Genomic DNA, 22,976 nt, shown 5'->3' with positions numbered 1-22,976 from the left:
ACCGGCGACTAGACGGGACTAGGGATCACAATGCGTTCGCGGCTGACGTAACCAAAGCCGTGCATAGCTCTTCGACGCGCCGCCAATCGTCAGTGCAGGAAACATATCGAATATGATGACGGGTCTCTGCTTGGTCAATAAATTCGATGGTGTATTCTTGAGAACGGAATCGTGAACGGGAGGGAATCAGAGATACTCACCCAGATGACATGCCGCTCGTGATCGGAGCACATCTGTCTCAGCGGTGGATGACTTGGACACAGACCAAGCAACAAAGACACTGGACATACTGGGGTGGGTGGGTGACGATACCGCACACGAGTGCGGGCTGGAAATACAGCAGATAGTTAGAAGCGCAAGCAGAGAGTATATGCCTCCCTCAGCCCAGCGCGACTGTCCCTGATACCTGACTAACTCGGAATCAGGTGTGTGTCTCTTGATTCAGTGGTAGATTAGTAATACATTCCAGCAGAGAGTACCGGTTGAGTGATTAGACTGGGCTCTAGCGTAGCTAACTCGGAAAGAGGTGTGTGGGTACGCACTCGGTAGTAAAACCGTAGATGGAGACAGGGCGGAGTTCCGGCTCGCGGCGGTGTGATTTACCACGACCCGTCAACCGCCCGCTGATAGACGGTTTCAGCCTGATCAGCTACGGCATCCCAGTCGTATTGCTCCGCACGTTCGACAGGGTTAGCCGATGGACGCTCACCGCCAAGAGTGGCGTCGAGTCTCTCTGTAAGCGAGTCAACGGTTGGGTCAACGAGAAAGCCCGCGTCACCGATAACTTCGTCTGCCGCCGAATCCGGATGGTCCGCAGCAATTACGGTGCAGTCAGCAGCCATTGCTTCGACGAATGTAATTCCAAATCCTTCTCGCGTCGACGGAGACGCGAAAATGTCCGCAGCACGCATGTGCCCGAGCACATCCTCGTAGTCGTCGAGAAATCCCAGCATCGAAACGCGGTCGGCGTGGGTCAGTGAGTCGCGTTTCCTGTCGAGGCGGTCACGCTCAGGCCCGTCGCCGATGATCCCGAGCGTGACGGCATGCTTGTCAGCGACCCGGTCAAAGGCCTCCAGCAGGATGTCGACGTTCTTGTGCTCGATCAGCCGACCGGCGAAGACGATATCGTACCCACTGTCGGGCTGTGTGGCAGTCCGGACTTGCTCGGTGTCGAGTCCGTTGGGCACGACCTCAATATGCTCGCGGGCCGGGCCGATTGCAGCGAGGTTGTCCGCAGTGATACCAGACACTGCGATCGGATGCTGCGGCGTCCTGGCGGTCAGTTGCTCGGTGATCTTGCCACCCGGAGCGAGCAATCCGAGGTACTCCTCCCAGTACTCGCCCCAGACCTCATGCCAGGTTGTGACGACTGGCGTGCTAGTCCCGAGGCTAGCAAGCTTCGTTGCGAGCACTGGAAAATACGGGAAGACACTAGCGATCGCAAGGTCGTGTTCATTGTCGCTGAGCCGTCGGCGAAGCGGGGGCAGTGCGCGGACTGCGAAATCGATAGCCTCGGTGATGGACCGCCGGTCGTCTTCGTAGAGGTCTGCTTCAGGTGCGACTGCACGCAGGGTCATCCCCTCGTGTGTGGTCTCCGCTGGGCCGTCCCAGTAGTGACGACCGTAGATGGTGACATCGTGTCCTTTGTCGGCGAGGCGAGTGCCGATTTCGTGGATGCGTTTCTCTGCGCCACCGGTAATAAACGGGTATATCACATTGCTTATAAAACAGATATCCATGAGCAGATGAGTCGTATCTCTTGGACCATCGTCTTGAAGACTATGTTTCGGTACAAGTCTTGGAACGAGGTTGTTCGAGGTGAATCAGTTGTCCGGTTCCGAAACAGTGAATTTGTAATCATACTGTGAAATCTGATTCACTCATCTGAAGGCATTAGGCAACTATCACGCATCGTAATTTCGTAGTCTGATACGCTGGCTCAAACCGTCGTCAAAAACCGGAAGAAAGCAATTACCGGTCTCTTGTCGATAAAACAACTATTACCCAAGCGATCTCCGCTATCACTCGAACTTGGATAAGAGGTAGTTCAAGTATGCATTTGGATATTGCGACTGCTAGAGGGATCAGACATTGTATAGTGAGGCTAAGCAAGTTCGCTAACGATCTATACGGGCAATGAGTTCCCATCAGTGCGTTTTGTTAAGGCGTCTAAATTACAGTAGCACGATATTTTTCTGTCGAACTGCTTATTATCCTGATAGTACTGGGATGGAGTAATGCAAATCCTGCAGACACCGGTCCGATTCCACCCCTACATTGGGGGGGTAGAGTCCTACGTCCACAGTCTTGCAAAGAAGCATGTAGCATCCGGACACAGTGTCACCGTCGTCTGCGCCAAAGCTAAGACGGAGACAGGCAAGCGAGAAATCATCGATGGGATTACTGTCCGTCGACTGTCGAGCATTGGTAAGATTGCCAATACAAATATCACGCCTGCTTTGCCGAAGGTGCTACTAGAGGAAGCGCGGAGCGCAGACATTATCCACACACATATCCCCACGCCTTGGAGCGCGGATCTGAGTGCCCTTGCAGGTGCAATTACCGACACCCCTGTTATTGTCACATACCACAACGACATCATCGGCGACGGCCTCGCCGACTACATTGCGACCGCATACAACCGGACGATGCTCCAGTTGACGCTCGGAATCGCTGATCGCATCATTGTAACACAGCCAGATTACATAGAAGATTCGTCGCATCTCAAACCACACACCGACAAGGTCCGCGTCGTGCATAATGGAGTCGACGTAGAACGGTTTCATCCAGTAGAACTTGACACGGCTAGAAGAGAACGACTTGGATTTGACTCGGACCGTTCGAATCTATTCTTCCTGAGTGTGCTTGATGGACATCACGGATACAAAGGTCTGGATGTATTACTCAAGTCACTTGCACAACTATCGGAGAGTGAAGAGTTGGTACCAAAATTACTCGTCGGTGGTGGCGGTGACGCACACGCACAGTACGAACAGCAGGCGACGGATCTCGGCGTTGACGACCACGTTGAGTTTCTCGGTCGTGTACCGGATGAGGATTTGGTGGCACTATATTCTGGCGCAGACCTGTTTGTGCTACCCTCTAAGTCATCGGATCAAGAAGGGTTTGGACTAGTGGTGCTGGAAGCGATGGCCTGTGAAACACCAGTTGTGACAACAGACGTGGTTGGCGTCTCTGATGACATTATTGCCAATGACGCTGGCAGTATAGTAGCTGTGGATGATTCCGGTGCACTGGCTGAAGCTATCTCTGGAGGCCTTACAGACGGTTCATTCAGTGCTGAACAGGCAAGAACGGTCTGTCGGAATAATTACTCGTGGGCTGCAAGCGCGAGTAAATTGGAGGCAATATACGAGGAGGTCACTGGACCGTCCGCAAGAGATCCTTTATAAAACTTGACTATCTGGTCAATCTGCGTTTCGAAATCATACCGGTAGCAGTCTCCGAAGCAGGTGTCGACTTTGGAGTCCGAAAATAATTTCACTCATACTGTCAGTATTCAAAGTAGTAATGATGAGATCAAAACCAAACATTATATTTATAGTAGTTGATACTTGCCGTGCCTCAACGTTTTATAATCTTCTTGAAGAAGGAAAGCTCCCGAATTTCGAGTCGGTACTTGATGACGCAGCTGTATATGAGAATGCTACCGCAGCTGCCCCATGGACCGTTCCCTCTCACGGTTCAATGTTCACGGGATTATATCCCTCGCAACATGGAACGTCTGCGAACAGTCCAAATTTTGATCCACCGAACGCAGCGATTGCACAGGTACTTCATGATGAGGGGTATCACACTGTCGGCATATCCGCTAACCCCTGGGTATCTCCCGGTTTCGGTTTTGATAAGGGGTTTGATCAATTCAAAACGGCATATGATCTATTTTGGGGCGGTGCAGAAATTGGAGATATCCGGAATCTTTCCTCACGTCGAGAGCAAATTCTTGCCCTGTCCGAGCGTGTCACACTAACGTCTAGTTTTAAAACTATCGGGAATATAGCGTATGAAAAGTTCTGGGCAAAGCGGTCTGACAGCGGTGCTAAAAAAATAACCTCTGACGCATTATCTATATTGGATAATAATCACGACAATGCGCAGTTTCTCTTTCTGAACTATATGGAACCACATCTAGATTACAAGCCACCCGACAATCTAGCAAACGACGAACTACCGGACAACGTGGAACTACATGAAGCGCGCCACCTGAACCAGAATCCGTGGAAGTATATCGCCGGCCAGGAATCAGTTAGCCCTGAGCACTTTGAGATCCTTCGTAGTCTTTACCGTGCAGAGATCCGGTATCTCGACACTCAAATTGGCCGTCTATTGGAAGGACTTAGCAAGAAGGACATCTTAGACGATACATGTATCATTGTTGCTGGAGATCACGGTGAAAATATTGGCGACCACGGGCTAATGGATCATCAGTACTGCTTATACCAAACTCTGGTTCATGTTCCACTTGCGATCCGATATCCAGATACGGTGACTCCAAGAAGTGTAACAGATTTAGTAGAAACAAAGGATATCTACGGAACTCTGTGTGAAATAGCAAATGTGGGTGATGGAAACATCTCAAACTCATTGCTGAATGAGGAAAAAAGAGATAATCTAGCAATCTCTGAATACCCAGAACCCCAACCCTCAATGAATGCCTTGGAGCAACGGGCTGGGAAGATAAAAGACGAAGTTCGAGAGTATGACCGGTCCCTTCGCGCTATTCGAATAGGCCCTTGGAAGTTTATTGAAGGATCTGATGGCTTCACAGAGTTGTACAATCTCAGAAAAGATCCGACTGAAACAGCTCCAGTAGACGATACTGACCAAGCTGATCGGCTTCGCAGTAAGTTAACGAATGAACTCGGCGAGCTGAATGACGGCACGAGCGAAGAGGCGAGTGTCAATGAGACCACTCAGAGCCGACTGGAAGACCTGGGCTATATTTAGGTGATATAAACTAAACGCCTTTTTTGACGATCTTTTTTACTATTTCAAGGTTCTTTCCTGTTTTTGATTCGATCTGTCTAACCAAATCAAGATCAGCTTCATCTACGCTTGAGGTGAGAATGAGAACTACTGGCTGAAGGAGGGTGAGACTGATACCGACAGCAATCAACCCGACTAGTCCAACGGGAGAAGGAAGAATTCCAGAGACCAGTATAGCAAGTACAGACATAACACCAATATGTTTCGCAATATTGACTGAAAACGGAGATCCGCCTGTTAAGTGATATATCCAGATTAATTCAACTCCATTGTATATAATATACCCAGAAACAGTAGCAATAGCCGCTCCAGATATCTCAAACGTTGGAATTAGCAGAAAATTTAGAATGATGTTTGACAGAAGGCCTAGTGCACCAGAAAACAGCTCAATTCGAGGGCGGTCGATTGCTTTGACCATATCCCCGTCAAGTCCACTAACAGCGCGAAATAGTAGTCCAGCACTCAGAATGGTCAAGACTGGTGCTGCAGGTAGATAATTGTCCCCGAACAGTATTTTGATCACATCCGGAGAAAACAAGGCGAACAATAACACTGGGGGGAGTGTTATCAGAAGTATCCATTTCGTAGTGATTGTGAATATTTGATCCAAACCATCCGTGTCTCCTTCCGTATAATATTCTGTCGCCACTGGTAGAAAAAGAAAGGTGAAAGAACCAAGGGCAAACGTCGCGATCTTCTTTAATGGTTGCACCGCCCGATAGTAGCCCACTTGATTCGACGGCAAAAAATAACCAATCATCAGAATATCCACTCTATTTAGAAGAAGAAAAATCCCAGATCCGATAGCAAGCGGCCATGAGAAGTCCCAGAGCTTACGAACGGTTTTTTTATCAGGTGATGTATCGAACGGATTCCTTAGTAATCCACTTTCAAATAAATAATACAAGGCGATAAGAGAGATAAATAGAGGCGTAGTGACCCAGTATACTACGGCACCTACGAATTGTGCATCGGCTAACACGAATATAACGAGGAATAGGAAGGCCATTCCTCTTCCACCAAGGTGCTGTGCTATCACTGCAGGCAGAGTTCTTTTTTCGGCACGAAGAGTTGCAAGTGCTGCTCGTGATAGAGGATAAAATAGTAAAAAAGGCGACAATAGTAATAGATGTTCATAGAGATGGTCTGCAGACATAAAGTCTGCAAACCAACCTCTAAAAAAGTATAGACCGCCAACAGTAGCAAGAGCTGAAAATAGGATCATACTGAATCCAGCGTAAAGTATCTGGGTTTGACGTCTCTCTGTCTCGGCTGCTGAAAATTGCCGGGTCATCCCCTGATGAATCCCAAGTAGCGCAATGGTCCCTAGAGAAAAAACGATCGTATATGCCAGTGTTAGCTCTCCATACAGTGAGGGTGGCAGCGATCTAGCAATAACCACCTCAGCTAATAGCCCGATAGAGTTTCCAAAGATCATCGCTAGCATCACGATAGACGCGCTTTTTGCCAATTTTGATAACGTTGAGCCTTGCGTACTCACAGGTATCTAAGGATAGGGTTGATCTGTCATCTCTTCAATTTTTGCAAATACGATCTTCTAGTCAGAGCCCCGATGAGTCTTACTCGTCCCATTCTTATTTACTTATTACGTAGTTTACATGGTCAGACGTAGCCGAGTGCTTCTAATCGCGCATCTACCGTGTTTCGCTGTTCATTCTCGGGATTGTACATTTGGACGAGCCATTCTTCAGCATCGTCTGTAATAGGTGGTGTATCGCGTTCTGGAACAGAGTTACGTGCATCCTGAGTGTATGTAAAAGAAGTTGACTCAATTGTTTCTGTATCCCATGGACTCCTGTAAATGTCAACTCTCTCATCGCGAATATAAGCAACTTTCCGAACGGCAAGCTTGTCAATGAGTGAGTCATCGAATCGGTCATCTTCGTGGAGTGCTGGAATTGACCAAGTTGGACCATCAGCGCACGCAATAACCGCTCCATTCGAATCCTGACTATAGTAACTAATATTATTAACGAGTTCTTTCGTCGTCTCAATCTCGCCAGCGATTACATTCATCAACGCACAGCCAACGCCAGCGGTCGAAACAGGTGTGTCAATGGCTTTTGTTGGCGTTTTCCAGTTATGAGGAGGGTCAATCGCCAGCGGGACATTAATCCCATGTGGATGCAATGAAGTGTGATGACCGACCATTTCTTCGGCACCGAACAGCTGTCCATGATCCCCTAAGATGACAACCAAGTCCTCTTTGAAACGATTTGTCTGTGCGTTGTGCCACTCCTGCAGAAGTCGATCAGCTTCTTGTGCGTATTCTTCATAGATACTCTCTTGAGCGTGGAAAAATGATTCCCAACCGTCATAGATCGAAGATACACCTTCTGGAGGATCTTCGCTGGTGAGTAGATAAATACGGTTGTCATCTCCTGCCCGAAGTGCTTCGAGCTCAGGCTGGGGGCGCGATTCTTTCATTTCTGGAGGTGTGTCGTGGTACGGATTATGTGGGTCCAGAACATTTGTTACCGTTAGCATCGGTGCTGTTCGCTGGGAGGTAAAAGACTTGAGATGGTTGAAAATGCGCTCCCCGTGATGCGGGTATGACGGATCTTGGTTGAATAATTCACGGTATGTTGCATATGCAGCGTTGACAGTGTTCCGTAGTCGGTTAGGACGTGTAATGACCTCCGTAGCGAGCGACACTGCTTCATTCACACTTATTTCCTCTACAGATTTGACCGGCGAGAATTCCGACGGGAGCAGTTTCCGATGGATGTCATCATTGGGGACGTCAATGTAGTGGTTGAAGCCCATTGACGAACTGAACGTTGGGTTTTCGCTGAAGATTGCTGTCGTGTAGCCGTTTTCTTGGGCCGTTTTGGGGAGGTTTGCATCGCCTTTTGAAAGAGTATCACTCGATCGCGTGACGCCATGGTTAATTGGACACTGTCCGCTAAATAGGGAAGCATGGGACGGTAGCGTCCACGTCCCAGACGAATAGCACCGAGTCCACTGAAGCGGGAGCGTGTGTAAGAACGGCGTTATTCGCTCTGTACAGGTTGATGCTCGCAGACAATCAAGAGTGAAAACATGAACTGATGGCTTCACATTTGACACATTCAACTATTCATACAAATACCATGTGGTCATGACCACCCTTGCCGAGCGCTTTGGCCGGTTTACTACCCACCGAAACCTCGTAGTTTGCGACAAAATCCAACGTTAGTACAGTAACGACTTTTCCTATAAATCGTAACGAACAGCCCCGTTTTCATTTGAAAGCCATGTTTCAGCACTACAATCACACCGCTCACCGGTCCTACAGTTACGGAAGCCAAAGAAGTCGTAACAAACAGGCTCAACTCCCTATCGCAATCGCTGCTTTTATTCTCGGCAGAGGCGTACATCTTGTCGATGTCGACCCGCTGACGATATCGAGAGAAGCGTATCAGGCGGAATTGTTCGTGTCGGTCATCCTATTGGTATCCTACCTTCTTTGACTCTATAGCGGTCGCTCACCGGTATCGACTACCTCATACGTATGAGAGTCATAATTAACGTACAGATATTGAGGTATAATTTCTCGGCACCTAACAACAGTTCTCCTAAATAAAGCCCCAGTGAAAATCTTAATATATTCGATGTGTATGGTTGAGGATATGACGAACATTATACTACTCACCATAGATTGCTTCCGGTATGATAGGTGTGGATTTAATGGACATCATGAAAATACAACTCCATTTATAGATAAATTGGCCGGAGAGTCAATTATCTTTGATAATGCGTTTGCCACGGGACCTTATACTACAGAGTCAGCCCCTGGTATTTTTGCTGGACGACATTCTTTCAATAGCCATTATTTTAATTCCCATGCATGGAAAGCTATACCAGAGAACAGCGATACAATCGCCTCGTATCTGAGTGAGCATGGATTTGAGACGCTAGCTGTGCTATCAAACCCCATATGACTGAGAACCGGAATTTCAACTTGGGATTCGATTTGTTCCGAAATTTGCAGACAGATGGAAGCGACCCAAAGGCAGAGACGGGAGGTGACGACTCGGGTTTCTCCGTTGCCGACTACGCTCATGATATAAAAACCCGGATGAGAAAATATGATTCACTATGGACTCCATATACCGTTCCATACATAGCCCACCGGTTGCTACAGACGCGTGGTGAATGGCCGACACACCGTGCTGAGTACGTCCTTCAGGAGTTCATTGGAGAACTTAACGATACAGCCAAGCCAATGTTTGGGTGGACTCATCTCATGGATTTACATGCGCCCATCCATCCTGGTGTCGGTGATACACCAGTACATAAGAATTTACTGAGAGATGCAGATCGAGTAGCAGGCATTGACTCAGATGGATATCGTCGATTATACGATGACGGGTTAAGGTATGTTGATCGGCAAGTACGGGAGTTCGTTGATCATCTTAAATCTGCCGGGATATGGGATGAAACGATTCTTCTTATAACAGCCGACCATGGAGAAGTATTATTTGATAGAAAAGAAATGTATGGGCACCCAAGACATCATCATTACGATGAATTACTCCACATTCCGATGTTAGTTCGAGTTCCAGATATGTCGTCACGGAGGATTCAAACTCCTTTTTCACTAGCATGGATTCATGAACTTCTCGCCGAACTTATCTCTGAGCGGCCCGGAGATTTCCCCTCAGAAAGCGGAAGTGGCGATTTATTATCCAATACACCGATAAAGGAGCCCGTAATCTCTGATACGGTAGATGAGAACGGCCACACTGTAACAGTCAGAGATAAATCTTGGAAATATATTCGGCATAATGTCTCGCCGCCCCAGGATTTCTGGTATCCGTTCGGTGACGATGAACAAGCCTATCACTACATCACCGACCAAGGGGAACGGAATCCAGAAAACGTTCGTAATGTGTCAGGACTGGTATCAGTAGCAGAGGATTACATAACCTCGCCTGAGAATCTCTCTAAACTTGAGGGAGAGTTTTCACAAGATATGGAAGAACGACTGGAGGATCTTGGATATAAGATGTGAAGACAAGTCAGTGTTTAATCAGGAGACAGTGATCTCAATATCAGGACCGACAGAGACACTCTAATCAAATTTGAGTTACTTTTCACATATAGACATATCTGTACAATACGGTGAAATTACGGTTTAGACTGGAGAGACAGCCGATGTATCTCTGTGTTCTGGGGACGTGTAGTTTGATTCCGCGATCAACTGAACACTTCCGGAGGAATATACAACCGAGCGATGTCTTAATTCATGTCGTGGTGTATAATTGAGTACTTGTGTTCCACTCATCCGATAGCGATTGATGTCTCTGAGTACTATGTTACCCTTCACACTGGAGATGTTACCGTTGAATAATCGTTCTCCAATCGGTCTCCATCCGTCTTGCAGAGAGTGACCTTCTCCTGTCTGATAGGTTCTATTGGCGGAAATCTCGTGTAGCTCCCGCGCATAGTAGAGGTCTGTCGAGACACTGCTCGTCACTCCATCAATAGTTCCCTTTGCGTGTTGTTCTTCTTCGGTGAGATACTGTCTGAATTGGCCAGGGTGGTCCGGTGACGCAATCGGTGCAGTCACTTGGACTAGAATAAGCAGTCCTACAACAAGGATTGTACCCATATGAGGAAGGCGTTCAACTCCGAATTCGGTAAATATAGCGAACGGAACAACCGACAGTAGAATAATCCGAGTGTATGCAACACCAGGACCAAAGACCGATATCGCGACGAGAATAGCGCTCATCATTCCCACGGAAATTAATAGCTGTATTGATGGATTGTGGGCTCTGTACTGTCGGTAGCCAAAGACCATCCAGCCGACTCCAGCTGCGGCACCGAGAGATAACCAATGTAAATTCGTCAGGATTGATCCCCAAAGCCCACCAAGGACTGGCGATGCTGCTGAGAGGTTAACAGCACCGGTGGAGAATGACGCACCGGCGATAGATGGGAGAAGTATCACATTGAACAATCCCCACCCGAAATTTGTCGCAAAAAACCACTGTAAAGTGGCCAGACAGACTATGATTATAGTAAAACTCCCTAGCAGTCGATTCCCCCTTGAGAGTAGTGTCGCTGTGGCAAAAATGGGCGCAATGAACCCAAGAGAGAGTTTATGAGTGAACATAAGTGCAATAAGAAGGCTCAGTAATAGAGCTATTTTTGGAATGGCTCCAGAATACCGTTCGCATTTCTCAAGCTGAAAGTAAATAATGGCAGATAAGAGGTAAATGGCGACAAGTGGGACGGCCAGCCCCTGTGGAATGGGTTGGACACTCCACGCCGCAAGCGTTGATGCGCTCGCAGTGATAATTCCCGCAATAAGTCCATCATATTGAAATCGCCGAGCAATTGCTATTGCTGCAACTGGAGGGACAATTGTCAGAAGGATTGGAGAGATGACTAGAGCATCTCGGCCGCCCACATTTAGAAGAATTCCAGTGGTTGCGGCAAGAACATGGAAGTTTGCCGCAACTTGATAAAAGGCTAGTCTGCCAATGGAATCGGTCGACCCAGATAGAATGATGCGCTCAACACCAACAGCAACTTTATCTGGATCCATTCCAATCATTGAGGGGGTTGAGAGGTAGATTTGAACACGCAGTACAACAAGACCGGATACGAAGATTGCTAGCGCAAGTATTGGTTTTCGTCTAACAAGATACACAGCAACTAACAGAACGATAGAGAGGCTAATTATCGAGAGATAGTATCCAAAAGAGAATAATAGTGCTGTGCCTGATGTCCCAAGGAGCGTCAGAATTAGTGCAATTTTGGCTCGTTGACTTTGAGTTTTCACGGTTCAAGGACTCACTCTGATTCGACTGATTATTTATCCCCTAGCAGTGTCAATTATAAAAAATCTCTCGCTCTGGTGCCGCCATCGTACTCACATAACGCTATTCCATGCGAAACTGAACAACCTGAGCCAATCCGGGACTGTCTCTTCTGAACGTGTAAAAACAAACATATTACAATGCCCAAAAGTGGTACATCTTTGATGTCAATCGATTTTATATTTTTGCATCTAGTATTATATTCTCAGTCAGATCCGAGAACGATACAACAGTCTATTTTGAATTAACTTAATGAAACCATGTCCGGTGCTTAGTGAGAACTGTTGTCACTTTTATATCCATAGTTTTCACCCAGACTGTGTGCTATGGTGTCATATATAGATGCTCAATGTCGAAATGAGGGCTGGGAAGACCAGTGAATTCGTACGAGAGGTTATGTCGTATTTACTATAATTCATACCCCAGTCTAAATGGCATGATTCAATCAAAAGGATAATATTGGACACCAGTATTAATTTTTAGACATGAAAGTGGGGTTTATAACATCAGAATTCCCTCCAGATAATCCAGGGGGGGCAGGAATTAGCAGCAAACTAATAGCGGATAGTTTACGCGACCAAGGTATCAATGTTGACATGTTTGCCACTGTGGGGGATGAGAAATCACTTGTAAAACAAAACGGTATTTACAGGCTCCCAGACCAATCTCACTATCCGGGTCCAAAAACGATTGGCGAAAATATCAGTGTATTCCGTCATTTACCTTCTCTGGAAGAATATGACTTACTTCATGTGTATAATGTAAGGCACTTGCCCGGGGTGGTTCTACGGAGTTCAACACCAACTGTCTCTACAATGAACAATCATACGTGGATATCGCCTGATCCCGAGCAACACCTCCGGGAGGGACTACCTCAATATGGTTTATCAACGACATACCGACATTCTCGAACCCGTGGATATACTGGCATTCAAGCACCAATCCGTAGCGTAATAGAGTATATTGGGAAGACACTTTCCAAACGGGTTAATCATTACACTGTTCAAACAGAGGGGATGAAAACGGTAATGACGCGTTCCGGGTATGATCCCGAAAAAATAGACGTGATTCCAAATATTTTGGATGATCGTTTCAGGTCTGCTGGAATAAACGGCAAACGCGATATCTTATTCATTGGTCAACTATACGGTAATAAAGGCCCTATCCAGGTCATACAAGCGTTTGATTCTCTTCCAGAAGAAATAAAAAACAACTGGAGACTCAAAATCTATGGCAAAGGAGAACTGAAGCCGAAAATTAAAGATCTTATCTCGAAAGAGGGTCTCGCACAGGTGAGCCTGAATTATAGCCCATATGACAAGCTGCCCGAAGTTTACAATGATGCAGGGTTACTCATTCATGCCTCAAAATATACAGAGCCCTTCTCACGAACTTGGTTAGAAGCGATGGCGTCTGGGACGCCGATCGTTGCCTCCGAAAATCCTAGTTCATCACACATCCTCAAAGATGTAGCCGAATTCTACGATCCATTTGATACACAGGCATTAGCAGAAACGCTTCAGGAAGTGTTAAGCGATGAAAAAATGAGAGAATCAATGGCTAAATCTGGAAAACGTGAAGTAGAGAAGTACACTCCCGAAAGGGTTGGCAAAGAGTATGCAGATCTCTACAATCGGATTGTTTCATAGGGACAACCCCACCAATCTACCATATTTCATATATCCAGCGTTATTGTGAATTCAGCTGTCGCTTTTTGAGATGGCGCTCCATAGTGCTCTCTATCTCATCATTGAAGAAATCAAGAATGTCTGAATAGCCCCGAGAGATCCGTTTCGTTGCCAGATGTGGAAAAACACACACGACGTACCGGGGAATTCCTTCAGCCATCTTCCGGCGCTTCCAACTCAACCAACGTCAGGTCCCGATCTAGCATACAGTAGTCATGCGGCGGATCACCAGTAATCTCAGATATACGATATTCCTCATCAAATTCAGCCCCAGCAGGCTCACAGTAGGGATGGCTGGGACACTCGGTGTGTGGACAGGGGCCCATCAGTGACGCCTTACTTCCAGCGTACGCACCCTTCGAGGGGACGTTGGCCTGAATCGGTGCGGGCTCGACCTCGACAGCTCGAACGCCGGTGTCGTGCATAGCACAGTCTAGCGTTTGCCCGCTCTGTCGGACGTTGGTGATCCGGTAGCGGTTTCCGGTCGTGAGGTTGAGGCATTGGTCGCGGTAGGGACAGTCAGCACAGCCGCTGGCTTCGCCGCGGTAGACGAACTCCGCGCCGGCCTCGGCGAGGCGCGTCCCGACGAGCGTAACAGTGGTCATACCGGACTATAGAACGTCGCCACGGTAAAGCGTCATGTCCGACCGGTCAGGTCGTCCAGTTTGTCCAGATACGTCTCGCGGGGCACCTGGTACAGCGAGCGGTAGTCCAGTTCACCGTCGGCGAAGCGAGTCGCGAGTTCCACAGCGCCCTCGACGGCAGCGTCGCGGCCCTCGTAGGAATCGGCGTCGCGCTCGACTTCGGGTTCCAGATAGAAGGTGACGTACCAGCGCTCCCCGGTCCGGTCAGCGCCGGGGCGGCGGGTTCGTTTCCCGCGCGTGAGATAGATGGTCGGGAGACACGGAGCTGGAAACTGCTCCGAGTCGAACACATCCGGGCGGTACGCGAGGATGAGCTTCTCGTCGGTCTCGTTCCACACCGTCCAGTCTTCGGGGAGGCCCGACAGGTCCATACCGCCGAATTGGCGTGGACCGGCAAGAATCCGCTGGTCCGTCCCAGCGTCGCCAACTCCAGAGACCGACACTCGGTTGCGTGATGGCAACGCCGGTACATTAGGTCGCCATTCCGTGTGTCCCGTTCGCAACCGCCAATCAATACGGCAACAGATTCACATCAATCCAGCGCTAAACACTGGCCGACACACCGAAGAGAACAGTTGACAACCGACACAGTATATAAACCAATCAAAAACTAATGAGATGTGTTAACATAGTTGTGGCCCGCTATCCCCGCATTCGGCTGACCAGAACACCGGAATTTATCGGCGGTATGGCCACAGTAGGGCAAAGTTCTTATATGAACAGAACTCGTACTGTAAATAGTATCGGAAACAGTTCGACACTGTCTCCCGTTACCACACCAAGACGGAACAGTCCCCGTGTTCCGCCCGGCAGGTCAGCCATGGAAGGGTACACGCGCCACCCTGCAGCGAAGGGTACTTCAGCGGCCGTATGCGGCCACATCTGCGGCGGACAGCATCGACACCGAGTAGACACACAGCCCCGGGGTCATCCTGCAACAGTCGGTGGTCGCCTGCAGCCACGACGAACTACTGAGATAGCATGAGCAAGAACAAAGAGACACTCGAAGCGCTGAGCAAGGAGTACCGTGACACGATACCGGCGGACCTCCGGAAGACGAACACGTTCGACTGGTATCTGCAACAGTTGTACAACGAGCCAAAGATCGCCCGCAACGCCCACCAGCGCGTGGCGGATATGTTCGACTACTACGGCAAGACCTACGACGAGGAGGCCGGCGTGGTCGAGTACGAACTAGCGAGCGAGGACCCGCTGAACGACGGTGAGAACACCTTCTACGGACGGGTCATCCACGAGGCCATCCACGAGTTTGTCAACAAGGTCAAATCCGGCGCTCGCGGACTCGGTCCCGAGAAGCGGATCAAGCTCCTTCTGGGACCGGTCGGCTCCGGGAAGTCCGACTTCGACCGCCAAGTCCGGCGCTACTTCGAGGACTACACCAGCCGGGACGAGGGCCGGATGTATACGTTCCGCTGGACGAACCTCTGTGACGTCATCCACGACCAGGACCCCGCCGACGACGTGGTCCGGTCGCCGATGAACCAGGACCCGCTCGTGCTCCTCCCGCAGGCACAGCGGGACAAGGTCATCGAGGACATCAACGCGGCGCTCGAGGCCCCCTACACCATCCGGAACGAGCAGTCCCTGGACCCGGCCTCGGAGTTCTACATGGACCGGCTGCTGGCCGAATACGACGATGACCTACAGTCCGTCCTCGAAAACCACGTCGAGATCGTCCGCTTCGTCGCCGATGAGAACCAGCGCCGCGGGATCGAGACGTTCGAACCAAAGGACAAGAAAAATCAGGACGAGACGGAGCTCACGGGCGACGTCAACTACTCGAAGATCGCCATCTACGGCGAGAGCGACCCGCGAGCCTTCGACTACTCCGGAGCGTTCTGTAACGCCAACCGCGGCATCTTCTCGGGGGAGGAGCTGCTGAAGCTCCAGCGGGAGTTCCTCTATGACTTCCTCCATGCCAGTCAAGAACAGACAATCAAGCCAAAGAACAACCCCCGCATCGACATCGACCAGGTCATCGTCGGCCGGACGAACATGCCCGAGTACCGGGACAAGAAGGGCGACGAGAAGATGGAGGCGTTCAACGACCGGACCAAGCGAATCGACTTCCCGTACGTCCTCCAGTACGAGGCCGAAGCTCAGATCTACCAGAAGATGCTGCGCAACGCCGACCTGCCGGATATCCAGGTCGAGCCCCACACCTTGGAGATGGCTGGCCTGTTCGGCGTCCTCACCCGCATTGAGGAACCGGACAACGAGTCCATCGACCTCGTGCAGAAGGCGAAAGCCTACAACGGCGAGATCGACGAGGCCGACGACGTCGACGTGAAGAAGCTCCGCGAGGAGGCCGAGAAGATGGCCGACATCGGCGAGGGGATGGACGGCGTCTCCCCGCGGTTCATCGGCGACGAGATCGCCGAGGCCATCATGGACTCGATGCACCGCAGCCGCGACTTCCTCTCGCCGCTGACGACGTTCAACCACCTCGAAGGCAACCTCGAGAATCACGGCTCCATCGACGAGGAATCGTTCAGCAAGTACTACCGCTTCCTCGAACTCGTCCGCGAGGAGTACAAGGAGCGGGCCATCGAGGACGTGCGCCACGCGCTGGCCTACGACATGGACGAGATCCAGCGTCAGGGCGAGAAGTACATGGACCACGTCATGGCCTACATCGACGACGCGACCGTTGAGGACGAACTCACCGGCCGCGAGCAGGAGCCCGACGAGCAGTTCCTGCGCTCCGTCGAGGAGAAGCTGAACCTCCCCGAGGACCGCAAGGACGACTTCCGGCAGGAAGTGTCGAACTGGGTGTCCCGGCGCGCCCGCGAGGGTGATACGTTCAACCCACAGGACAACGACCGTCTGCGCCGCGCCCTCGAACGGAAGCTCTGGGAAGACAAGAAACACAACATCAACTTCTCCGCGCTGGTCTCCAGTTCGGAGATGGACGACGAGGAGCGCAACCAGTGGATCGACGCCCTCATCGAGCAGGGCTACTCCGAGGAGGGCGCCAAGGAAGTGCTCGAGTTCGCCGGTGCGGAGGTCGCCAAAAGCGAGATGGAAGAGTAATGACAGGCCAGGAGTACATCGACCGCGCGGACGAGTCGCTCGACGCCGCCTACGAGGCTCCGATGAGTCTCGCGGAGTACGTCGACGCCGTCCTCGAAACACCACAGGTCGCAGCACACGCCTCGAAGTACCTCCTCGATGCCATCGAGGACGCGGGAACGCGAATGGTTATCGAGGAGGGCGAAGAGAAGGAGCGCTACCGCTTCTTCGACGACCCGTACAACGACGGCGAGCACGCGATTCTCGGCAACACCGAGGTGCTGAACGCCTTCGTCGACGACCTGCGGTCCATCGCGGCCGGCCGCGGGAAAGACGAGAAGATCATCTGGCTCGAAGGGCCGACAGCAACGGGCAAGTCAGAGCTGAAGCGCTGTCTCATCAACGGCCTGCGGGAGTATTCGAAGACGCCCGAAGGCCGGCGCTACACCGTCGAGTGGAACGTCGCCGGGGCCGGCGGCAACGCCACCAGCATGACTTACGGGAACGCGGCCATCGAAGACGAGGACGACTGGTACGAGAGTCCCGTTCAGGCACACCCGCTGACGGTGTTCCCCGAGGACGTTCGCGCGGACCTGCTCGCCGAGATCAATGAGCGTCTCGACGACCACATCCCGATCCGTGTCGATGGGCAGCTCGACCCGTTCTCGCGAGAAGCGTACGACTTCCTCGAAGAACAGTACCGTCGGCAGGGCGAGACGGACCTGTTCTCGGCAGTCACCCAGCCGGCCCACCTCCGGGTAAAGAACTTCGTCGTGGACGTGGGCCGCGGCATCGGCATCCTCCACTCCGAGGACGAGGGAACGCCCAAAGAGCGCCTCGTCGGCTCGTGGATGCACGGGATGCTCCGCGAGCTCGATTCCCGGGGCCGCAAGAACCCGCAGGCGTTCAGCTACGACGGCGTCCTCTCGCAGGGCAACGGCCTGCTGACCGTCGTTGAGGACGCTGCCCAGCACGCCGACCTGCTCCAGAAGCTGTTGAACGTCCCCGACGAATCCCACGTCAAGCTCGACAAGGGCATCGGGATGGACGTGGACACCCAGCTCGTCATCATCTCGAACCCGGATCTGGAAGCACAGCTCAACAAGCATGCCGACCGAGAGGGCCAAGACCCGCTGAAGGCGCTGAAGCGCCGGCTCGACAAACACGAGTTCACGTACCTGACGAATCTCTCGCTGGAGGCCCAACTCCTGCGCCGAGAGCTAACGAACGAGACCGCGGTCTGGGACCCCGAGACATGGGACGAACTGGAGACGTGGATTCAGGAGCCACTGACCATCTCGGTCCGGGATCAGGTCGAGACGGCCACCGAGAAGGAACTGGCCCCGCACACCGTCGAGTCCGCGGCCCTGTACGCCGTCGTCTCGCGGCTCGACAGCGCCGAAATCCCGACCGGGCTGGACCTCGTCGACAAGGCGCTGCTGTTCGACCGAGGCTACCTGATGGAAGGCGACGAGCGCGTCGACATCGAAGACTACGACCTGGAGACCACCGCCGAAGACGGCGACCACGGTATCCCAGTCACCTACGTCCGCGACATCATCGCCGACCTGCTGCACGAGCCACAGGACCGGCACCACCCCGACCTCCCGGTCGAACACGTGCTGATGCCCCGAGACGTGCTCAACGCCGTCGCTGAAGGGCTTTCGGACGCGCCTGTATTCTCGACCGGTGAGGCCACGGAGTACGAGGAACGCGTCGTGACTGTCAAGAACTACATCTTCGGCCAGCAGGAACAGGACGTGCTCGACGCGATGATGCGGGACAAGCGCGTCGACGAGGCGACCGTCGAGGAGTACATCGAGCACGTCTACGCCTGGGAATCGGACGACCAGATCGAAAACGAGCGAGGCGAACTCGTCGACCCGGACCCGCTGAAGATGAAGGTGTTCGAGATCGAGCATCTGGGCCGGTTCGACGAGAAGAACTACGACGGCAACGAACCCGACCACGCCGTCGAGCAGTTCCGCACCGAGAAGATCATCACCGCGCTGAACCGTCACGCGTGGCAGCGCCGCGACGAGGAGTTCCGTGTGGGTGACGTGAACCCCAAGGAGATTCCGGTCATCAACACTGTCCTCGGGAGCTACGACTGGGACGACATCCAGCGGACCTACGAGGACTTCGAGCCCGGCCAGTGGGACAACCCGCCGTCCGGGACTGAGACGGCTCGGCTCAAGGCGAAGACGCTGGACAACATGGTCGAGATGTTCGACTACACTGAGGCGTCGGCCGAGTTGACGAGCCGACACGTCATGAGTCAGGTGAGTTACAGATGGGACTAAAAGACGACCTCGAACGGTACCGTGACGTGGGCGAGGAGCGACGCCAGGACCTCGCCGAGTTCATCCAGTACGGCGACCTCGGCCAGTCTCGGGGCGACTCCGTCCGAATCCCGATCAAGATCGTCGACCTGCCGGAGTTCGAGTACGACCAGCGCGATCAGGGTGGCGTCGGGCAGGGCGAGGGCGCCGAGGAGGGCGACCCCGTCGGCCAGCCACAGCCCCAGCCCGGGGATGACGACGGTGATGAAGACGGCGAGCCCGGCGAGGAAGGCGGCGAACACGAATACTACGAGATGGACCCCGAGGAGTTCGCCGAGGAGCTGGACGAACAGCTCGGGCTCGACCTCGAACCGAAGGGCAAGAAAGTCATCGAGGAGAAGGAGGGTGATTTCACGGACATCACCCGAACCGGCCCGTCCTCGACGCTGGACTTCGAGCGGCTGTTCAAGAAAGGCCTCAAGCGGAAGCTCGCGATGGACTTCGACGAGGACTACGTCCGTGAGGCGCTCAAAGTGGACGGCTGGGGACCGGCTACCGTCTACGAGTGGACCCGCGAGCAGAACATGCCTGTCTCGAAAGCGTGGATCGACGACGCCTATGAGGAACTACCAAGCGAGGAGACGGCCGTCTGGGACTCCATCGAAGAGATGGAAGACAACGTCGAGAAGGTCGAGACCTCCCAGCGCATCCGCCGGGAAGGTGTCGACCAGATCCCGTTCCGCCGCGAAGACGAGCGGTACCGTTACCCCGAAATCGTCGAGGAGCGCGAGAAGAACGTCGTCGTCGTCAACATCCGGGACGTCTCCGGATCGATGCGCCAGAAGAAGCGGGAACTGGTCGAGCGGACCTTTACGCCGCTTGACTGGTATCTCACGGGCAAGTACGACAACGCCGAGTTCGTCTACATCGCCCACGACGCCGACGCCTGGGAGGTCGAGCGCGACGAGTTCTTCGGCATCCGCTCGGGCGGGGGCACCCGCATCTCCAGCGCGTACGAACTCGCAGCGGAAATCCTCGAAGAGGAATACCCATGGAGCGAGTGGAACCGCTACGTGTTCGCGGCGGGTGACAGCGAGAACTCCTCGAACGACACCGAGGAGAAGGTCATCCCGCTGATGGAACAGATCCCGGCGAACCTCCACGCCTACGTGGAGACCCAGCCGAGCGGGAACGCTATCAATGCCACCCACGCCGAGGAGGTCGAACGCAACTTCCGGGACGCCGACAACGTCGCGGTCGCGTACGTCTCCTCGCCGGAGGACGTGGTGGATGCCATCTACGACATACTCAGCACGGAGGACCGATGAACAACGATAGATTCGCGAAACAGCGCGTGGCCGATGACCTCGACGAACCGGTCAAGGAGGCTGGCAATCTCGCCAGAAAGCTCGGGCTGAAGCCGTACCCGGTGAACTACTGGATCGTCGACTACGACGAGATGAACGAACTCATCGCCTACGGCGGGTTCCAGCAGCGGTACCCGCACTGGCGCTGGGGCATGCAGTACGACCGCCAGCAGAAACAGGGCCAGTTCCTCGGTGGGAAAGCCTTCGAGATCGTCAACAACGACGACCCGGCCCACGCCTTCCTGCAGGAGTCGAACACGCTGGCCGACCAGAAGGCCGTCATCACCCACGTCGAGGCCCACGCGGACTTCTTCGCCAACAACGAGTGGTTCCGCATGTTCACCGACGGCTCCTCCCGGACGACGACTGACGAGTCCGGCGAGGACCGCCGTCGCGGCCCCGACGCCGCGGGGATGCTCGCCCGCCACGGTGACACCATCCAGGAGTACATGCAGGACCCAGACATCGAGCGGGCCGAGGTCGAGCGGTTCATCGACCACGTCCTCTGTCTGGAGGACAACATCGACCAGCACGTTCCCTACAGCCCGGTCGAGACGGTCCCCGAGGAGTTCGAGGATATCGAGGGGGCTGACGTAACCGACCAGCTGGATGACCTCGACCTCTCCGAGGAGGTCAAACGGCAGGTGTTCGACGAGGAGTGGCTGGACGCTCAGCGCGACGACGACGAGAACGTCACGTTCCCCGCCGAACCCGAGAAGGACGTGCTCGGCTTCCTGCGCAAGCACGGTATGCAGTACGACGCGGACGCCGAGCGGGCGATGGAGATGGAAGACTGGCAGAAAGAACTGCTGGAACTCCTTCGCCGGGAGGCCTATTATTTTGCACCCCAAAAAATGACAAAAGTAATGAACGAAGGGTGGGCCTCCTACTGGGAATCCCTGATGATGACCGGCGAGCAGTTCGCCGGCGACGACGAGTTCATCCTCTACTCCGACCACATGTCGAAGGTACTGGGGTCGGGCGGGCTGAACCCCTACAGCCTCGGGCTGGAGATCTGGGAGTACGTTGAGAATACGGAGAACCGCCGTGAAGTCATCGAACGCCTGCTCCGGGTCGAGGGCATCACCTGGCGGAACTTCGACGAGAGTGTCGACTACGAAACCGTCCAAGACCACCTCGAACCCCCCGAGTGGCTCACTGACGTTCCGGGTCACCTCGACGACCTCGATCCCGAGGACCCACGCGTCGATAGCGAGGAGCTGGCAGCGGCCCGCGACGGCGACTTCGACGTGGAACAGTACCCCTGGAAGGTCTTGACCTACGAGGGACTGGCCCACCGGCACTACTCGCTGGTCAAGCCTCAGTACCGCGGCTTCGTCTCCCGGATCGGTCAAGAAGAACTGGAGCGGACCGCCCGCTATATGTTCGACGACTCGCGCTACGACAGCGTCGCGGAAGCGCTTTCGGACGTGGACTACACCCGCGGCTGGGAACGGATGCGGGAGATCCGGGAGAGCCACAACGACGTGACGTTCCTCGATGAGTTCCTCACGCAGGAGTTCGTCGACGACAACGACTACTTCACCTACGAGTACACCCACGCCTCCGGCGACTATCGGGTGACCTCGACGGACCACGAGGATGTCAAAAAGAAACTGATGTTGCAGTTCACCAACTTCGGGAAGCCAACCGTCGTTGTCGAGGACGGTAACTACCAGAACCGCAACGAACTGCTGCTCGCCCACCAGTACAACGGCGTGATGCTCGACATCGGGCAGGCCAAGGAAGTGCTCAAGCGCACCTTCGAACTCTGGGGCCGCCCGGTGAACCTCCTGACCATCGCCAAGGAGTTCGACGACCACGACGTGGAGGTCGCCAAGCGCCGCGACCGCGAACCCGAACCCGAAGAGGTCGGCAAGCGAATCCGCTACGACGGCGACGAGGTGACCGTCACTGATGTGGACTGGGCCGAGGTCGAACACCTCACCGCGACCGATATCGACTACAACACCAAGCCGGACGAATGGCTGGCCTGAGCGCTGCGCGGCGCTCTCGGAGCGGGCGGAGAACCGTCCCACGACACTGACAGGCAGTTTCTCGTTGAGCCACCCGAATCGTATATAATAAATGGCCTATCTTCACAAAGGTCCGGAGAGTGGCA

15 protein-coding genes are annotated in these 22,976 nt (G+C 53.1%); 9 read left to right on the top strand and 6 right to left on the bottom strand.

The features are described 5' to 3' along the window. Positions 1-599 precede the first annotated feature (599 nt). Positions 600-1,739, bottom strand: coding sequence for a glycosyltransferase family 4 protein (locus C443_RS04335; protein ID WP_005534192.1), 1,140 nt, complete (start codon positions 1,737-1,739; stop codon positions 600-602). A 498-nt stretch (positions 1,740-2,237) separates the two neighbouring features. Here C443_RS04335 and C443_RS04330 point away from each other — a divergent pair, with 498 nt between their 5' ends. Together C443_RS04330 and C443_RS20750 are read left to right on the top strand one after the other, a co-directional pair. Next, complete coding sequence (locus tag C443_RS04330) at positions 2,238-3,413, top strand: glycosyltransferase family 4 protein (RefSeq protein WP_005534191.1); 1,176 nt, start codon at positions 2,238-2,240, stop codon at positions 3,411-3,413. 118 nt (positions 3,414-3,531) lie between these two features. Continuing rightward, positions 3,532-4,968 (top strand): sulfatase-like hydrolase/transferase, encoded by a 1,437-nt coding sequence (locus C443_RS20750; RefSeq protein ID WP_080505455.1) that lies wholly within the window; start codon positions 3,532-3,534, stop codon positions 4,966-4,968. A 10-nt stretch (positions 4,969-4,978) separates the two neighbouring features. Here C443_RS20750 and C443_RS04320 read toward each other — a convergent pair whose 3' ends face one another. Further along, positions 4,979-6,508: a flippase gene (locus C443_RS04320; protein ID WP_152423019.1), complete on the bottom strand. Its 1,530-nt coding sequence runs from the start codon at positions 6,506-6,508 to the stop codon at positions 4,979-4,981. Between the two features lie 122 nt (positions 6,509-6,630). After that, positions 6,631-8,088, bottom strand: coding sequence for a sulfatase-like hydrolase/transferase (locus C443_RS20745; protein ID WP_005534188.1), 1,458 nt, complete (start codon positions 8,086-8,088; stop codon positions 6,631-6,633). Positions 8,089-8,621: 533 nt separating this feature from the next. Between C443_RS20745 and C443_RS22380 the strand changes: the two genes are divergently transcribed. Next, positions 8,622-8,951 (top strand): sulfatase-like hydrolase/transferase, encoded by a 330-nt coding sequence (locus C443_RS22380; RefSeq protein WP_080505452.1) that lies wholly within the window; start codon positions 8,622-8,624, stop codon positions 8,949-8,951. Beyond that, the gene (locus tag C443_RS20735) at positions 8,948-10,024 is read left to right on the top strand and encodes a sulfatase-like hydrolase/transferase (RefSeq protein WP_080505451.1); all 1,077 of its coding nucleotides are present in this window, start codon (positions 8,948-8,950) and stop codon (positions 10,022-10,024) included. Before C443_RS22380 ends, C443_RS20735 begins: the two co-directional genes overlap by 4 nt. A 123-nt stretch (positions 10,025-10,147) precedes the next feature. Here the strand turns inward: C443_RS20735 and C443_RS21145 are convergent, their stop codons facing one another. Next, complete coding sequence (locus tag C443_RS21145) at positions 10,148-11,803, bottom strand: hypothetical protein (RefSeq protein ID WP_152423018.1); 1,656 nt, start codon at positions 11,801-11,803, stop codon at positions 10,148-10,150. 522 nt (positions 11,804-12,325) lie between these two features. Between C443_RS21145 and C443_RS20730 the strand changes: the two genes are divergently transcribed. Next, positions 12,326-13,489 (top strand): glycosyltransferase family 4 protein, encoded by a 1,164-nt coding sequence (locus C443_RS20730; RefSeq protein ID WP_080505450.1) that lies wholly within the window; start codon positions 12,326-12,328, stop codon positions 13,487-13,489. Between the two features lie 191 nt (positions 13,490-13,680). On the opposite strand, the gene C443_RS04300 is transcribed toward C443_RS20730, so the two are convergent. Then, positions 13,681-14,133 carry a UPF0179 family protein gene (locus tag C443_RS04300; RefSeq protein ID WP_005534186.1) on the bottom strand — a complete coding sequence of 151 codons (453 nt, stop codon included), beginning with the start codon at positions 14,131-14,133 and terminating at the stop codon, positions 13,681-13,683. A 32-nt stretch (positions 14,134-14,165) separates the two neighbouring features. Further along, positions 14,166-14,543: a DUF5820 family protein gene (locus tag C443_RS04295; RefSeq protein WP_049943895.1), complete on the bottom strand. Its 378-nt coding sequence runs from the start codon at positions 14,541-14,543 to the stop codon at positions 14,166-14,168. Positions 14,544-15,153: 610 nt separating this feature from the next. Between C443_RS04295 and C443_RS04290 the strand changes: the two genes are divergently transcribed. Genes C443_RS04290 through C443_RS04275 form a run of 4 tightly spaced genes read left to right on the top strand, consistent with a single transcriptional unit; the run spans position 15,154 to position 22,851 of the window. Further along, on the top strand, positions 15,154-17,226 hold the full coding sequence (locus tag C443_RS04290; RefSeq protein ID WP_005534184.1) for a PrkA family serine protein kinase: 2,073 nt from the start codon (positions 15,154-15,156) through the stop codon (positions 17,224-17,226). Continuing rightward, positions 17,226-19,508 (top strand): PrkA family serine protein kinase, encoded by a 2,283-nt coding sequence (locus C443_RS04285; RefSeq protein WP_005534183.1) that lies wholly within the window; start codon positions 17,226-17,228, stop codon positions 19,506-19,508. Before C443_RS04290 ends, C443_RS04285 begins: the two co-directional genes overlap by 1 nt. Next, positions 19,499-20,815 carry a YeaH/YhbH family protein gene (locus tag C443_RS04280; protein ID WP_005534181.1) on the top strand — a complete coding sequence of 439 codons (1,317 nt, stop codon included), beginning with the start codon at positions 19,499-19,501 and terminating at the stop codon, positions 20,813-20,815. The genes C443_RS04285 and C443_RS04280 overlap by 10 nt, the downstream gene beginning before the upstream one ends. Continuing rightward, positions 20,812-22,851 (top strand): SpoVR family protein, encoded by a 2,040-nt coding sequence (locus C443_RS04275; protein WP_005534180.1) that lies wholly within the window; start codon positions 20,812-20,814, stop codon positions 22,849-22,851. Before C443_RS04280 ends, C443_RS04275 begins: the two co-directional genes overlap by 4 nt. The last annotated feature ends 125 nt before the right edge of the window (positions 22,852-22,976 follow it).

The sequence above is a fragment of the Haloarcula argentinensis DSM 12282 genome, from assembly GCA_000336895.1.
Classification (GTDB): Archaea; Halobacteriota; Halobacteria; order Halobacteriales; family Haloarculaceae; genus Haloarcula; species Haloarcula argentinensis.
This window is presented reverse-complemented; position numbering and strand designations above follow the sequence as displayed.

Excerpts from the sequence above, each read along its gene's own strand:
- C443_RS04290 (WP_005534184.1), top strand. The coding sequence starts at position 15,154 with ATGAGCAAGAACAAAGAGACACTCGAAGCGCTGAGCAAGGAGTACCGT.
- C443_RS22380 (WP_080505452.1), top strand. The coding sequence starts at position 8,622 with ATGTGTATGGTTGAGGATATGACGAACATTATACTACTCACCATAGAT.
- C443_RS04330 (WP_005534191.1), top strand. The coding sequence starts at position 2,238 with ATGCAAATCCTGCAGACACCGGTCCGATTCCACCCCTACATTGGGGGG.
- C443_RS20735 (WP_080505451.1), top strand. The coding sequence starts at position 8,948 with ATGACTGAGAACCGGAATTTCAACTTGGGATTCGATTTGTTCCGAAAT.
- C443_RS04335 (WP_005534192.1), bottom strand. The coding sequence starts at position 1,739 with ATGGATATCTGTTTTATAAGCAATGTGATATACCCGTTTATTACCGGT.
- C443_RS20730 (WP_080505450.1), top strand. The coding sequence starts at position 12,326 with ATGAAAGTGGGGTTTATAACATCAGAATTCCCTCCAGATAATCCAGGG.
- C443_RS04300 (WP_005534186.1), bottom strand. The coding sequence starts at position 14,133 with ATGACCACTGTTACGCTCGTCGGGACGCGCCTCGCCGAGGCCGGCGCG.
- C443_RS04295 (WP_049943895.1), bottom strand. The coding sequence starts at position 14,543 with ATGGACCTGTCGGGCCTCCCCGAAGACTGGACGGTGTGGAACGAGACC.
- C443_RS04285 (WP_005534183.1), top strand. The coding sequence starts at position 17,226 with ATGACAGGCCAGGAGTACATCGACCGCGCGGACGAGTCGCTCGACGCC.
- C443_RS20750 (WP_080505455.1), top strand. The coding sequence starts at position 3,532 with ATGATGAGATCAAAACCAAACATTATATTTATAGTAGTTGATACTTGC.
- C443_RS04275 (WP_005534180.1), top strand. The coding sequence starts at position 20,812 with ATGAACAACGATAGATTCGCGAAACAGCGCGTGGCCGATGACCTCGAC.
- C443_RS04280 (WP_005534181.1), top strand. The coding sequence starts at position 19,499 with ATGGGACTAAAAGACGACCTCGAACGGTACCGTGACGTGGGCGAGGAG.